Origin of the sequence: Streptomyces mirabilis, assembly GCF_039503195.1 — a bacterium.
Taxonomy (GTDB): Bacteria; Actinomycetota; Actinomycetes; order Streptomycetales; family Streptomycetaceae; genus Streptomyces; species Streptomyces mirabilis_D.
In genome coordinates this window covers 4,699,763-4,712,843 of record NZ_JBCJKP010000001.1, presented here as the reverse complement: position 1 = coordinate 4,712,843, position 13,081 = coordinate 4,699,763, and the positions used below count along the sequence as shown (strand labels likewise).

16 protein-coding genes are annotated in these 13,081 nt (G+C 69.4%); 12 read left to right on the top strand and 4 right to left on the bottom strand.

The genetic code is table 11. The features are described from left to right. The first annotated feature begins 16 nt into the window (after positions 1–16). Entirely contained in the window at positions 17–661 is a 645-nt protein-coding gene (locus AAFF41_RS21740) for an HAD family hydrolase (protein ID WP_343324473.1), read from the top strand. Here AAFF41_RS21740 and AAFF41_RS21735 read toward each other — a convergent pair. The 4 genes from AAFF41_RS21735 to AAFF41_RS21720 form a co-directional block, all read right to left on the bottom strand. After that, positions 658–1,509: an NAD(P)-dependent oxidoreductase gene (locus tag AAFF41_RS21735; protein WP_343324472.1), complete on the bottom strand. Its 852-nt coding sequence runs from the start codon at positions 1,507–1,509 to the stop codon at positions 658–660. The genes AAFF41_RS21740 and AAFF41_RS21735 overlap by 4 nt on opposite strands. Then, positions 1,506–2,093 carry an AAA family ATPase gene (locus AAFF41_RS21730; RefSeq protein ID WP_343324471.1) on the bottom strand — a complete coding sequence of 196 codons (588 nt, stop codon included), beginning with the start codon at positions 2,091–2,093 and terminating at the stop codon, positions 1,506–1,508. Before AAFF41_RS21730 ends, AAFF41_RS21735 begins: the two co-directional genes overlap by 4 nt. Further along, positions 2,090–3,106 (bottom strand): P-loop nucleotide/nucleoside kinase family protein, encoded by a 1,017-nt coding sequence (locus AAFF41_RS21725; protein ID WP_343324470.1) that lies wholly within the window; start codon positions 3,104–3,106, stop codon positions 2,090–2,092. The genes AAFF41_RS21730 and AAFF41_RS21725 overlap by 4 nt, the downstream gene beginning before the upstream one ends. A 234-nt stretch (positions 3,107–3,340) precedes the next feature. Continuing rightward, positions 3,341–3,691, bottom strand: a complete 351-nt coding sequence (locus AAFF41_RS21720; protein WP_343324469.1) for a GntR family transcriptional regulator — start codon at positions 3,689–3,691, stop codon at positions 3,341–3,343. A gap of 371 nt (positions 3,692–4,062) precedes the next feature. Here AAFF41_RS21720 and AAFF41_RS21715 point away from each other — a divergent pair, with 371 nt between their 5' ends. The 11 genes from AAFF41_RS21715 to AAFF41_RS21665 all read left to right on the top strand — a co-directional run bounded on the left by AAFF41_RS21715 (position 4,063) and on the right by AAFF41_RS21665 (position 13,049). Continuing rightward, a complete protein-coding gene (locus AAFF41_RS21715) occupies positions 4,063–4,377 on the top strand; it encodes a hypothetical protein (RefSeq protein WP_343324468.1) in 315 nt (104 codons plus the stop codon). Next, positions 4,374–4,718, top strand: a complete 345-nt coding sequence (locus AAFF41_RS21710) for a hypothetical protein (RefSeq protein WP_343324467.1) — start codon at positions 4,374–4,376, stop codon at positions 4,716–4,718. Before AAFF41_RS21715 ends, AAFF41_RS21710 begins: the two co-directional genes overlap by 4 nt. Before the next feature lie 163 nt (positions 4,719–4,881). After that, on the top strand, positions 4,882–5,760 hold the full coding sequence (locus AAFF41_RS21705) for a coiled-coil domain-containing protein (RefSeq protein WP_343324466.1): 879 nt from the start codon (positions 4,882–4,884) through the stop codon (positions 5,758–5,760). Further along, complete coding sequence (locus tag AAFF41_RS21700) at positions 5,760–6,143, top strand: RRQRL motif-containing zinc-binding protein (protein WP_343324465.1); 384 nt, start codon at positions 5,760–5,762, stop codon at positions 6,141–6,143. Before AAFF41_RS21705 ends, AAFF41_RS21700 begins: the two co-directional genes overlap by 1 nt. A gap of 29 nt (positions 6,144–6,172) precedes the next feature. Continuing rightward, a complete protein-coding gene (locus AAFF41_RS21695; protein ID WP_328757671.1) occupies positions 6,173–6,400 on the top strand; it encodes a hypothetical protein in 228 nt (75 codons plus the stop codon). 80 nt (positions 6,401–6,480) lie between these two features. After that, a complete protein-coding gene (locus AAFF41_RS21690) occupies positions 6,481–8,064 on the top strand; it encodes a hypothetical protein (RefSeq protein WP_343324464.1) in 1,584 nt (527 codons plus the stop codon). 1 nt (position 8,065) lies between these two features. Then, positions 8,066–10,153, top strand: a complete 2,088-nt coding sequence (locus tag AAFF41_RS21685; protein ID WP_343324463.1) for a hypothetical protein — start codon at positions 8,066–8,068, stop codon at positions 10,151–10,153. Positions 10,154–10,343: 190 nt separating this feature from the next. Beyond that, complete coding sequence (locus AAFF41_RS21680; RefSeq protein ID WP_425526139.1) at positions 10,344–10,829, top strand: hypothetical protein; 486 nt, start codon at positions 10,344–10,346, stop codon at positions 10,827–10,829. 9 nt (positions 10,830–10,838) lie between these two features. Beyond that, the gene (ssb, locus tag AAFF41_RS21675) at positions 10,839–11,297 is read left to right on the top strand and encodes a single-stranded DNA-binding protein (protein ID WP_343324462.1); all 459 of its coding nucleotides are present in this window, start codon (positions 10,839–10,841) and stop codon (positions 11,295–11,297) included. A 91-nt stretch (positions 11,298–11,388) separates the two neighbouring features. Continuing rightward, positions 11,389–12,126 carry a class I SAM-dependent methyltransferase gene (locus tag AAFF41_RS21670; protein ID WP_343324461.1) on the top strand — a complete coding sequence of 246 codons (738 nt, stop codon included), beginning with the start codon at positions 11,389–11,391 and terminating at the stop codon, positions 12,124–12,126. Beyond that, complete coding sequence (locus AAFF41_RS21665; RefSeq protein WP_343324460.1) at positions 12,123–13,049, top strand: bifunctional DNA primase/polymerase; 927 nt, start codon at positions 12,123–12,125, stop codon at positions 13,047–13,049. Before AAFF41_RS21670 ends, AAFF41_RS21665 begins: the two co-directional genes overlap by 4 nt. Positions 13,050–13,081 lie beyond the last annotated feature (32 nt).

The following is a 13,081-nucleotide window of genomic DNA, read 5'->3' as shown; positions in this document are numbered from 1 at the left end:
CGCGTAGCTTCGCTGTGTGCTGGCACTTTTCGACCTCGATAACACCCTGATCGATCGGCTTGAGGGCCTTGAGGATTGGGCCCGTGCCTTTGCGTGCTCGCGGCGCCTGCCCCGAGAGGCGGAGTCCGTCATCTGTGATCGGCTCCGGGAGCGGGCTTACCCCGCAGACTTTGTATACCTGCGGGAGGCACTGGGGCTCAGCGACAAGCCGGCCGACCTCTGGCACGAATACGTCGATGGCATCGCCGGGTCGGTGCGCTGCTGGCCGAAGGTTCGGGACAGTCTCGAAGAGCTGCGCGGTACGGGGTGGACTCTCGGTATCGCGACGAACGGCCCTGGAGACATCCAGCGGGCCAAGCTCGCTGCGACCGGGCTGACTTCACTCTTCGACGGGATCTGTGTTTCGGAGGAGGTCGGCGCCCGGAAACCAGCGCGCGTTCACTTCGAGGTGGCCGCTGCACTGTGCGGTACCCGGCTGAGCGCCGGAGGGTGGATGGTGGGGGACAACCCCGAGACGGATATGGAAGGGGGGCGCGCGGCGGGACTGCGAACGGCGTGGGTGGCCAATGGTCGTGAATGGACCGATGGCCTCCGTGAGCCCGACGTCGTGGTGCGAGGCGTAGCAGAAGCCATCGAGGCAATGCGGGCGGCGGCAGCCTAGCCAGGCTCGTCGTCCGGGGTGCTGTGGAGGTGTTCGAGTGCCTGAGGGACGTCCAAGGGCGAATCCTTGAGGTCGTCCCACCGACTCATGACCATGGCCGATGCCTCGGCTAGGTCAGGAGGAAGTCCGGCGTCTCGGAGGGCGGACGCCGCCTCTCGCATCTCCGGCCCCCAGCGCCATGACCGCGCGGCCACCTTCGGGATGTAGGCCGTCTCAGCGAGGTAGCTGGTGGTGCGATTCTGGGCGATGTCGAGCAGTTCCTCCTCTACCCCGTAGACATGGGCGAGGGCGTACGAGACCGCGGCTAGTACGCGGCTGGCCTTCTGGTAGCTGCTGTACGACAGCTTCAGCGCGGAGGCACGGCCGATGCCGCCCGGCAGTTGGTAAACCTTCACCGCTGTGTCCGCGAAGAGCGACGTCACAGGCGTTAGTGCGTGCGCCGGGCCGGACACATACAGGCGAGCGGACTTAGAAGAGGACGGGGGCGAGCCGATGACAGAGCCGTCGACGACGGTCGCCCCGGTCGGTGCCACGATGGAGCAGACACGCGCCATGCTGGCAGGAGAGATGGCGTTGCCGTCCACATAGACGCCTTTGAACAGGTGAGCCGAGACCTCGGCCGCGACGTCCGCCGCATGCGCCGGTGGGCAGATGCTGAGGATGATTTCGGCTCGCTCCGTCAGCTCTCTGAGGTCACTCACAGCCGTCAGCCCATACCTCTGAGCCCGTTCCTTGGTTGCGGAGCTGCGTCCGGTCGGCAACCACAGAACCTCGGCTCCATTGAGGCTGGCCTGCGCTGCCACGGCAGCGCCCATACTGCCCGGATGAAGGATCCCGACGACGGTCATTCGACCAGCCTACGGACGTCGCGCCGTTCAGCGGGCGCGCCGGCCAACCGGGCATCGTCGATGGCCTGTGCTGCCTGAGTCGCGCTGACCTGGTCGGTTCTGAGGACGAGCGACCAGGGCTCTGCCGCATGGTCCAAGAGATCCTGTCGGGTCTCGTGCCAGACCTTGAGTCGGGCGTCCAGATCCTTGTCCCCGCGTACCTGGCAGCGTTGACGCGTGGTTTCTTCGGGGCACCACAACAGAACGCGCACCCAGTTGATGGGGAAGGTGGCGACGGCGTGAGCCCCGGCAACCTGGCCCATGTGGAGGACAGGAATGCGTCCGGCGTCGACAAGCGCGGAGACCTCACCGCGGTCGATGGCATATTGGGCGTCATACCGGCTATTTCGATACAGAACCTCTCCGACCTGCGTCAGTTCCTCGATGTGCTGCGCTGTGGTCAGCCGGTACCCTGTGGTTCGCCCGGGGCCCGCTTTGAGCCGCTGGAAGAGCGTGAACTCTGGCCGCAGGCGTGATAGCTCGGCTGCAATAGTGTCCTTTCCGGCCCCTGGGGGGCCGTAGAGGATGACCCCGGAAGGGCTCATAGCCCGCCGCCGCTCAGCACGTCACGGGCTTCGTCGACCAGGGCCACGGCGGCGCCAAGCCGGTTGTCGACAACGAAATGCGGGCCCTCCGGCCGCATCTTAAGGTTGAGTCCCGAGGCGTATTCCTCCCATGCTGCCATCTTCCAGGCATCGCGCGCGGCACCCCGGAATTCGATGTACTCGCGCATCGATTCGAGGTCACACTCAACCCATATGGTTGCGACGGAAACACGCTTAGATCGGCAACGATTCTGGAAGCGCTGCATCCATTCAGCTTGGGAGAATTCAGTTATGAACGGAGCGTCGAGGATCGCTGAAATCCCGCAATTCAGGTTGTCCCATGCGGCTTCCATGAGGCACCGGTATTCCAGCGGCCGGACCTTTTCGCGGTAGAGTTCAGAACTTCGGTCGTGCGCCTCTCCGCCCAATGAAACCAAGAGTTGGTCCACCAGTGGACGTGTTAGCGAGTCCTTGTCGAGGATCGGCCACCCGGTGAGCCCTCCGAGGAACTTTGCGAACTCCGACTTCCCTGACCCGGCGTAACCTCCGACCAGGACCACGGTCGGGCCTTCGGCGTTTACCCCTGCGGTGTGGCGACGCCATGCGTCGACTATACGATTGCGCAGAGCTTCACTGTCCACATCGTCGGTTCCTTCACGGATGCTGCTCAGCGCTTTACGTACTGCGTCCGGCTGGGCGGGGAGCTTTCGCTCAGCGGAAACGGGCGCCGGTACGGATTCCACAGGGGCATCCTCTCCGGGCAGGGCTTTACGGAAGCCGAGTTGAGCTTCGTTGCGACGATAGAGACGGCAGTACGCCCGGCGGTAATGCGGACCGGGATACACCGAACCCTTTTCGTGGCCCCAAATCGTCTGGAAGTTCGCGGCAATGTTGAAGCCGTGACGCTCCGCGATTTCGCGAAGCTTCTCCCCAGTGTCTTCCAAGGTGAGCCCTATTTCCTCGCGATGCATTCGCAGGAGATCGGGCTTCCAATCTGGGTGCTTCCGAGCCATCTGCCCCTCCTAGATAGCTAGTCGGAACCGCGAGTGTAGCGGCTCGACTAGGCCTGTGGAAATTCGTGATAGCGCCTGTGTAAGCGGATGTATAAAACCGGCTGGACTTTCTCAGGTAGCGGGACGTGATACCGGTTTTCGCACCGTGGCGGTGAACTTGTGCTCACACCGAACGAGGAGGTTCAGATGCCCCGCGTCGTGGCTGTCCAGACCCAACCCCGGCTTGCTGGAAGGTCAGCTTCCTTCCAGGGTCGCGACGCGTTGGCGAAGCTCCCCTACTTCGTTCCGCAGTTGCGCGACTTCCGCGCGCAGTTCGGCCACGGTCCCGACCGGATCGGCGAGCTGTGCGGCACGGCCGGCGTCCGGCGTCAGGAAGGCGCCCTTGCCCTGGTGGCTCACAGCGAGGCCATCCGTCGTCAACTGCCGGATGGCGGCGCGAGCGACGGTCACTGTGACCTCGTACGTCTTCTGAAGCTGCGCCAGCGAGGGGAGCTGTCCGGTGCCGGCGAACTCGCCATCCGCGATGCGTCGCCGCAGGTCATCGGCCACCTGCTGGTAGGCGAACTTGCCGGTCCACTCGACCATCTACACCCCAAGTTTCGTCTCGGTCTCTGCCTCATAGTGCCCAAGTCGCAGAGCTAGAACCAGCGTCCCACGCCCCTTGTCCCGTGAGGGGACTTGACGCACTCTGCCTCACAGTGCACTCTGAGGCAGAGTTAAGAAAGTGGCTCACCCCGAGAGGGGCGGAGCGCTGAACAACCTGCTTGACCTGCACGCTCGCCTCCGCAGCGCGGATCTCTGCTGCGGTCGGTTGCCTCCTCCGCCCGTCCGGCCTTCGCGGTCGTACGGGCGGTGCGTGGGGAGCCGGAAGTTCTGGTTTCCAACGGCGTGCGGCCCCGGGTGGCTAGACCCGGGGCCGCTGTTCGGGCCGTTCCTGTGTGAGAGGAGCACGACCCATGAAGTGCATCGTTGCTGGTCATGAAGCCGTTACCGCGACGGAGTTCGCGGAGCTGGCGTTCGGTATCGACCTGGAGCTGTTCACCGGTCCGGCCGTGGAGTCCGAGCAGGAGCGGGCAGTGCGGCTGGCCGTGGCGCGCGAGGTGCTCGCGGAGCTGCGGGAGTCGGACCGGGAGGCCGCGGCGTACGCGGAGGCGTTGCTGCGGATCAGCCCGCTGAAGGACGTGCGGGCCGCGGCTCGCCGGCCGCGTCGGGCGTCGTCGGCGCGCCGGACGGTGCGGAGCCACGTCGTGGGCATGGCGGTGGCGGCATGAGCGAGAACCTGACGCTGGACGACCTCACCGTCCCGATGCGGGCGCTGCGCGCGCTGGCCGTCGACTTCCCCGACCTGCCCGCGCCAACGCTGGAGATTTCGACGATCTGGCCGAAGAGGCTGGAGCTGACGCTGTACGACGATCTGGCGCCGTTCGAGACATGGCGGGTCGCGCTGGGCATCGCCCCGGACGACGTGCAGTTCCGCGAGCAGAACGGCGGCCGGACGTGGGTGCTGCTGGCGTCCGGTGAGTTCGCCGGTGCGGAGCTGAAGCTCATCGCCTACGGCGATTCCCTCGACAGCCTGCGCAAGGACGCGGGGGATGGGGGCGGGGATGCTTAATTCCCTGACTCCGTCCCAGATTCAGTCCGCGGAGAAGACGCTCGCGGCCGGCACGTGGGCGATCACCGCGGGTGCGGTGCTGTTCTCCGTGCTGACGGTCACACCCCTGGTGGAGCGGGTCACCCCCGCCGCCTGGACGTGGACGGCACCGATCCTTCCCCTTGTGGTCGATGCCGCGGTCGTCATCGTGGTGCGCCTCGATGCGGTCGTGGCGCGGCTGGGTGGGAGGTCGGGGCTGTGGCCAGCCGTGCTGCGGTGGATGACCGGGCTGATGACGCTGTTGCTCAACGCCGGTGACAGCGCGCTGAAGAACGATCTCGTCGGGGTGGCCGTGCACTCGGTCGCGCCGCTGCTGCTGATCGTCACCGCTGAAGCGGGACTGGCCTACCGACGCGCGATCAGTGCCGCGCTGGAGCGCATCGAGCGTTCACGGGCCACCGCGCAGGCCGAGCGTGAACAGCGCGAGCAGGCCGAGCGTGAACACGAGCGGCAGACCCGTGAACACGCTGAACACGCCGCGCGCGAACACGCCGAACGGCTGGAGCGCGAGCGGGCCGAGCGCGAGAGTTCCGAGCGGGCCGCGGAGCGCGAGCACACCGCCCGGATGGAGCGTGAACGCCTCGACCGGGAGGCGGAACTGCGGCGTGAGCAGCGCGAATACGAGGACCGCGTCCGGCACGAGAAAGAGCAGCGGTCCGATGCGCTGCGGCGTGAACAGCAGGAGCAGGCGGAGCGTTCACGGCGTGAACGCGCGGCCATCGCACCGCCCGCCCCCACCGCCCACGGTGCGGGTGAGGGGGAGGCCGTGAACACGGATTACCACTTGCCGAACGTCAGCTTGAACAGCGGCGAGCTGGTGCTCAGGAAGATGCCGGAGTCCGAGGCCCGCTCCTACATCGCCTCGTTCCGCGAGGGCGAGCGGACCGTGCGGCAGCTTGCCGAGGACACCGGCTGGTCCGTCGGGTGGGTCGCCGCTCGCGTGCAGGAAGCGCGCGAGGAGCGGGCCACCGAGCAGGCAGAGCCCGCTGAGGCGGTGGCCTGATGTCCGGGGTCTACGCCGACTGCTACGACCCGACCGGACTCCACTACGGCATCCCCGCCTATCCCTACCGCCTCGCCCCGAAGGGGCTGGCTACCCGCCGTCAGCTCCGTGCTCGGGGCTTACGTCCGGGTGGTCAACCGATCGCCGCGCAGCTCATGCGGATCAACCGACGGGCCGGCGGCCACCAGGTCGCCTACCTCTACCGCATCGACCTGGCCAAGCCCGTCCGGCCGATGACCTCCCGCAAGTGGGGCGCGCTCGCGCTGGCGATGCTCGCCCGCCGCACCTGCCCCCGCTGCCAGTTGGACGTCGGCTACTGCATCCCGCGCTCCTACGGGATCTGCGGCCTGTGTATCGCCGTCGAGGAACAGCGCACCGCCTGAACATCCGAACTCTCATGAGGAGTTGCTCTGTGAGCACCCAGACCACCGCCGCCGGTAAGGCTGTCGGCTTCCACTACGTCCTGACCGTCCAGACCCGCAGCGGCGAGCAGTTGACCGTGTCGTCGGTCGCCACCTTCGACCCCGCGTACTTCTCCCGCTCCCAGGCCTACCAGGAGATCCGGGCCATCGCCGCGGACGAGCTGGGCCACGGCGACTTCACGGTCTTGTTCTTCTCGCTGGAGCCGGACGCGTTCTAGCTCAGACCGGCGCGACCCCCCGCTTGCAGGCCAAAGGGCCGCGCCGGCACCCCGACCTCTTCGAGACGGAGCACTCCAGCATGACGGAACTCAGCACAGAACCGGTAGCCGTCGAGGCTGCCCCGACCGCACCACCACCCCCGCCGCTCGACACCCCGCCCGCGCCCACGTCCGCCGCGGCGGAGGTGGACCACACGCCCGGTGGCTGGCCGGTAGTGCCTCTGGCCCTGTCGGGTGCGAACACGACCGTGGGCATGGTCGCCGCTGCATCCCTCGTGGGCGGTCCGATCGCCGCCATGGTGGCCGCTACCGGGGCCGTTGTTCTCGGAACGGTCGCCGCCGCCCGCTCACACAAGCCCGGCGCGCGCCGCGAGCAGCGGCGCACTGCCGCCCGCGGCGCCGGCCGGGCCGCCGCCCGCACCACGGGCCTGCACCGTGGAAGCGCGGGCAGGACCGGGGCCGGGAGCCGTTCGCTCGCCTCCCGCGCCGGGGGCAGGTCTGGCCAGGTGCCGGGCCAGCACCGCCGCGGGGCGGGCACCGCCGCACGGCACGGCAGCACGGCTACCAGCGGCAAGACCCTCAACAAGGCTGGTCACTCGTCCGCCAAGCGCGCGCACGGTGGCGCGGGTCAGGCTGCGGGCCGGGCCGGCCAAGTGCGGGCGCTGCGCGCGGCGCAGCAGGCTGCGGGCGGATCGCGGGCCGGGCAGCGGGCGCAGACCACTGCCGCCCGCCGCGCGGTCGCGGATGCCCGCCGCAACGCCAAGGCCGCAGGCGGCGCCGGTTTCACCAGCCGTGCCGGGCGCCGGGGCGGTTTGGCCGGTCGGATGCTCGGTGGCACCGCGCGTAGGGCCCGTGCCGTGCGGGATGCGGCGATCGCCAAGAACCGCGCCCGGCGGGACGACAAGGCCCGCGCCACGGTCGACGCGCAGCGCGGCGCGGTACGCAAGGCACCCGCGAGGAAGGCGGCCCGCAGCGCGCTCTGGCGTTCAGCGGCACGCTTCCACGGCCGTCGCATGCTCGCCGCCCTGCTCGCCCTCCCGGTGGGCCTGCTGGGCCTCTTGACCAGTCCGATCGGCCGCAAGTTGAAGTTGCCGTGGCTGATCCATCCCGGTCGGCGCCTGTATCGGCGCCTGTGCCAGACCGCCCGCGAGCAGCGCAACGTCCGCGACGACGCGATCCGTGAGGAGCTGTCCGAGCGGGAGGCTGCGGCGGATGCCGAGGCCGTCCAGGACGGCACCGACGGCATCGCCGACAGCGTTCAGCGGCCCGCCGTACAGGTTCCGACCAGCACGAACACGCCTGTCAGTGAAGGAGAGCACGTGTCCGGTTTCCGGTTCGAAGAGGTCGCTTCCGAGATGGAGCAGGCCGCCAACTCCTACGACCCCGAGGACGCCATGGAGATCCTCGCCATGGTCGAAGGCCTCCCGGCCGCGCTGACCAGCGTGGCGAACGTGATGAAGATCCTCGCCGAGCGCTCCGACAACGAGTTCCCGCTGGAGAAGGAAGTCGCGGACGCCTTCAACGACATCTTCGGCGCCCTGATGAGCGCCGTCGCGGTCGCGGAGGACATGGGCCCGCTGTTCAGGCAGGTCCACGCGCAGGACATCGCCCGGCACGAGGACCCCCGCAACGGCCCGCAGGCAGAGAAGGGATGGAACGTCTGAGATGAGCACCGCCACCGCCAAACAGCAGGGCAGTGGCCCGGTGCTGGACTGGGCAGCTGGTCACGGACCCGTGACCGGCGCCCTGTCCGCCACCACCGGAGCCTTCGCCGTCGCCACCACCGGCGCCGCCACCGCCATGCCCCCCGGTTGGGCGCTTGCCGTCGGCGCCGCCGGCGCCCTCGGCCACACCATCGTCGGCCTGCGGGTACGCAACGCCGGCCGCACCCTGGCCACCCGCGCCGCGTCCTGGCTCGTCGGCGCCGGCTGGACCACCTGGGCCATGACCCACGGCCCCCTCACCTGGGCCGCCCTCGGCTCCCTCGCCACCATCGGCGTCGGCATCGGGGCCGCCGCCCGGTCTGCCGCGCTGCTCGAGGAGGCCCGCGAGGAAGAGGCCACCGCCGCCATGGAGCGGCAGATCGCGCGAGAGTTGTCCGCGGAGCGCCGGGCGATCGCCGCGGAATGGGTGGAGCGCATCCAGCGGGTGTGCGGGATCACCGTGCGCGTGCTGGGCGTCGAGACGTGGCCGACCGGGGCCGGGTTCTCCATCGACGCCGAACTCCCCCAGGGCGGCGCCACCTACGCCAAGATCGCCGCCGAGTCCGCGCGGCTGTCCGCGGACGCCCGCCTGCCGCACGGCTGCACCGCCACCGCTTCCCCCGGCATCGACCAGGGCCGCGTCATCATCGACGTGACCACGGTCAACGTCCTTCAGGAAGAGCGCACTTACCCCTCGGACTACGGCACTCTGTCGCTGCTGTCCGGGATTCCGTGGGGTTACCGGACGAACGCGGCGTGCATCGTCGCCTACCTGCGTGAGCAGTGCGCGCTGGTCGTGGGTCCGACGGGTTCGGGCAAGACGAACATGGTCCACACGATCCTGGCCGGGTTCGCCCGCGCCGAGGACGTCCTGACGTGGGTGATCGACCTGAACGCCGGATCCGCGGGCCTGCCCTGGGTCCTGCCCGCGCTGAACGGGGAGATCGAGACCCCGGAGGGCAAGGTGGTGCGGCCGGGGATCGACTGGCTTGCCGGTACGTACGACGAAGCGATGGCGATGCTGGAGACCGCGGTCCGTGTCGCCAAGCAGCGCAAGATGGGCTACCAGGACCTCCTGGCCAAGGCCAACACGGACCTGCTGCCCATCAGCCGGAAGATCCCTCAGATCATGCTCGTGATCGATGAGGGCGCGGAGATCCTCGCCAGCTCGGACCGGGCGATGCGCAAGCTCGCGGAAAAGATCCTGGAAGTCATCCGCATCGCCCGCGCCATGGGCGTGCGCACCGTCCTGACCGCCCTCGGAGCCACCGGGGCAGTGCTGGGCAACCTGATGATCCGCCGGGAAGCCAAAGTGCGCGTCGCTCTCACCGGTGGCGAGACCGAGGGCATGGACCTGGGCAAGATGTTCCCCGGCTCCCGCGGCCTGCGCGTGGACCAGGCACCCTTCAAGGGCGCCGGGTTCATGGGCACCCCGGAGTCGCCGGCCGCGCTGTTCAAGGCGTGGCGGATCCTGCCCAACCAGATCCGCGAGATCATCGCCGCCACCAGCGACCGGCACCCGACGCTCGATGCCGTGTCCGCCAAGGCAGCCGGGCCCGACTACGCCCGCCGCTGGGACGCGAGCCGCGTCGCATGGATGCGCGAGCACACCCCCGACGACGGAACGGGCGGTGAGCCTTCGGGTGCGGGCGGGGGTGGGCTGAACCTGTCCGCGCTGAGTGACCCCCGAGCGGAGCAGGGCTCGGAGGATGACGAGATGCTGCGGCAGTTCCGGGCACAGATCGACGCCCAGTTCGCCACCGCGCCCGAACCGCAGGCCTCCGAGGATGGCCCGCCGGCTCCGGGGGACGGGCTGAACCTGTCCGCGCTGCGGGGTGAGCGGGAGCACGGCCCGGCATGGCTGCCCGCCGCACTGGAGGCGATCAAGGCGACCGGCGCGGAGGGCATGAAACCCTCCGCGGTCGCAGAGCTGGCCGGCAAGGACCGCAAGACCGTCCGCGCCGCCCTGCAAGCCGCAGTCGAACGGGGCCAGTTGGTCTACCGGGACAACGGCCCACACTCGGTCTACGTCCACCCCGACCACGCCTGAGCGTCCACACGCAGCGCTACTGAGTAGTGGGTAGCGGGGAACGCCCCACTACCCACCAAAGGCCCCTACTGGGGCGCACAAGGGCTATGAGCAGGGCTTCCCCACTGGGGACCCCACTACCCACTACCCAGTAGCCCCCACGCACCCGTCACGCAACGCCACCACCACCCCTTGCCGAAGGGACCCCGTTGTGCACCCCGAAACCTCGTACGAGATCACCACCGCTACCCAGCCGCGACCCCATCCGCTGGCCCACCACCCCGACTGGAGCCAGCCCCTGCGGATGCTTCCCGAGGAACTCCCGCCCGGCGTCCAGGTGGTCACCCTGCCCGGCGGGATGCGCACCCTCGCCTACATCCAGCCCCCCGCCCACACGGCGCCGCCCGTAGCGGTGGTGCAGCCGATTCCGGCGTGGGCCAAGACCACCGCCCTGCTCGCCCCCACCGTCGGATGCGGCATCGCCGCCGCATCCGTCGGCATCTCCTACGCCGCACCGGGACTGATCGCCATGAGCCACGCCCTGTGGTCCGCCGTCGCCCTCATCGCCGCCGGCGTCGTCGCCATCCCGGTCATCCTGCGCGCCGGGCGCCGCCCCACCGGCCCGGCACAGATCACCCAGAACATCACGGCCACCGGCCTGTTCGGCCGGGCCAACGGCACCATCAACCACCGCTGAGGAGACCGCATGTCGTTCGGAGAGACCCCGATCACCATCGTCGGCAACCTGACCGGCGACCCGGAACTGAAGTTCACCGAGGGCGGGGCCGCGCTCGCCAAGTTCACCATCGCTGTCACCCCGCGCAGCTTCGACCGCACCTCCAACCAGTGGAAGGACGGCACCACCGCGTTCTACCGCTGCGCCGCCTGGCGCACCCTCGCAGAACACATCGCCGACAGCCTCAAGAAGGGCTCCCGCGTGGTCGCCAGCGGGCGGATGCGGCAGCACGACTGGACCACCGAGCAGGACGAGAAGCGCTCCATGCTCGCCGTCGAGATCGACGACATCGGCGCCTCCATCCGGTTCACCACCGTCACCATCAACGCCAAGCGCGCCTCCCAGAACGGCCCCGCAGGCGACGACCCGTGGGCCAAGACCGGCGACACCCCGGGAGCCTCGCAGCACAGCGAAGAGCCCCCCTTCTAGCAACGCCAAGGGCGGCCCCCCATCTCGCCAAAGAATCCGGGGCCGCCCTTGCCCAACCAATCCAGAACAGATCTGTTGGAGGTCTTCCAGCATGACGCAACCCACCGACATCCGGCGAGTATCGGCCTTAGCCGAACCGTTCCGGGTGCTGGACGCCTACAGCTGCATCGGCGGTGGCACCAAGGGATACAAGCGCGGCATCCCCGGTGTGCACGTCACCGGCGTCGACAACCAGGCGCAGCCGGACTACTGCGGCGACGCCTTCCACCAGGGCGACGCGATCGACTTCATCCGCGCGTACGGCCACGAATTCGACTTCATCCACGCCTCTCCGCCCTGCCAGGGCGAGGGTGCCCCGACCAAGGGCACGAACGCGGCTCGAAACGCGGCGATCGGCCGCACGTACCCGAGGCTGATCGCCCCGACGCGCGCCGCGCTGGAGGCCACGGGCCGGCCGTACGTGATCGAGAACGTGCCCGGCTCCGAGGTGCGCAAGGACATCCGGCTGTGCGGCGAGCAATTCGGCCTGGCCGTGCTCATGCACCGCTACTTCGAACTCGGAGGCTGGACCACCGTGCAGCCGGCCCATCCCCGGCACCGGGGCCGGGTGCGCGGCTGGCGCCACGGCGAATTCCACAAGGGTCCGTACGTCGCCGCGTACGGCAAGGGCGGCGGCAAAGCCACTGTGGAGGAGATCCGCGCGGCCAAGGGCATCGACTGGTCCACCGACCACTTCCGACTGCGGGAGGCCCTGCCGCCCGCCTACACGGAATGGATCGCCCGCGCCTACCTCGCCGCCCTCGCCGCGACGCTGGAGGTCGCGGCATGAGCGAGCCGATGACCGTGGCCCTGGAAAGCCTGCACCTGCTCGCCGCCGCGCTGCTTTCCGTTGAGCGCGGCTGGCCCGTCATCCCTCTGCACCCGAACACCAAGCGGCCCGCCGGGCACCCCGAGCGGGCATGCCCCCGCACCGGGCGCTGCGTCGGCGGGCACCGCACCCCGGAGCAGCGGGCCACCACCGACCCGGGCCTGATCCAGACCGCTTGGGCGAACCGCCCGTACAACGTCGGCATCGCCACCGGCCCCGCCGGGCTGCTCGTCGTCGACCTGGACGTACCCAAACCCGAAGAGCAGGAAGGAGCGCCTGACGGCGCCACTTCTTTCAAGGCGCTCTGCGAGCGCGCCGAACAGCCCATCCCGCTCACCTACCAGGTGCGGACTCCCAGCGGGGGCAGCCACCTGTACTTCACCGCCCCCGCCGGGGTGCGGATGAAGTGCAGCGTGAAACGGCTCGCCCCGCACATCGACACCCGCGCCTGGGGCGGCTACGTCGTCGCCCCCGGCAGCACCATCGAACAGGGCGCCTACGAAGTCGCCGAGGCGGCCCCCGTCGCCCCGCTCCCCGCATGGCTCGCCGCTCTCCTCACCGAGCGGGCTAAACCGGCGGCCCCGCCCGTCCCGACGCCCGTGTGGGACGGCACCAAAGCCGCCCGCACCGCCCTGGAGCGGGAATGCGCCGTCATCCGGGCAGCGAACGAGGGCGGCCCGAACGGACGGAACAACACGCTGTACCGCAGCACCTGCAAGGTGGCCCGGTTCGTCGCCTGGGGCCACATCTCCCGCCCCACGGTCGAAGAAGCAATCCAGGCGGCGGGGGAGTCGACGGGACTGCCGGCTGCCGAGTGCCGCACCACGATCCGCAGCGCCATGGAGTGGCTGATCGCCAACGCCACACCGCGGGAGGCCGTATGACCGCCCCCCGCTCCCCCCGCCTGGATTGCCCC

Coding starts and splice junctions, on each gene's coding strand:
- AAFF41_RS21735 (WP_343324472.1), bottom strand. CDS start 1,509: ATGACCGTCGTCGGGATCCTTCATCCGGGCAGTATGGGCGCTGCCGTG.
- AAFF41_RS21730 (WP_343324471.1), bottom strand. CDS start 2,093: ATGAGCCCTTCCGGGGTCATCCTCTACGGCCCCCCAGGGGCCGGAAAG.
- AAFF41_RS21725 (WP_343324470.1), bottom strand. CDS start 3,106: ATGGCTCGGAAGCACCCAGATTGGAAGCCCGATCTCCTGCGAATGCAT.
- AAFF41_RS21720 (WP_343324469.1), bottom strand. CDS start 3,691: ATGGTCGAGTGGACCGGCAAGTTCGCCTACCAGCAGGTGGCCGATGAC.
- AAFF41_RS21715 (WP_343324468.1), top strand. CDS start 4,063: ATGAAGTGCATCGTTGCTGGTCATGAAGCCGTTACCGCGACGGAGTTC.
- AAFF41_RS21710 (WP_343324467.1), top strand. CDS start 4,374: ATGAGCGAGAACCTGACGCTGGACGACCTCACCGTCCCGATGCGGGCG.
- AAFF41_RS21700 (WP_343324465.1), top strand. CDS start 5,760: ATGTCCGGGGTCTACGCCGACTGCTACGACCCGACCGGACTCCACTAC.
- AAFF41_RS21690 (WP_343324464.1), top strand. CDS start 6,481: ATGACGGAACTCAGCACAGAACCGGTAGCCGTCGAGGCTGCCCCGACC.
- AAFF41_RS21685 (WP_343324463.1), top strand. CDS start 8,066: ATGAGCACCGCCACCGCCAAACAGCAGGGCAGTGGCCCGGTGCTGGAC.
- ssb (WP_343324462.1), top strand. CDS start 10,839: ATGTCGTTCGGAGAGACCCCGATCACCATCGTCGGCAACCTGACCGGC.
- AAFF41_RS21670 (WP_343324461.1), top strand. CDS start 11,389: ATGACGCAACCCACCGACATCCGGCGAGTATCGGCCTTAGCCGAACCG.
- AAFF41_RS21665 (WP_343324460.1), top strand. CDS start 12,123: ATGAGCGAGCCGATGACCGTGGCCCTGGAAAGCCTGCACCTGCTCGCC.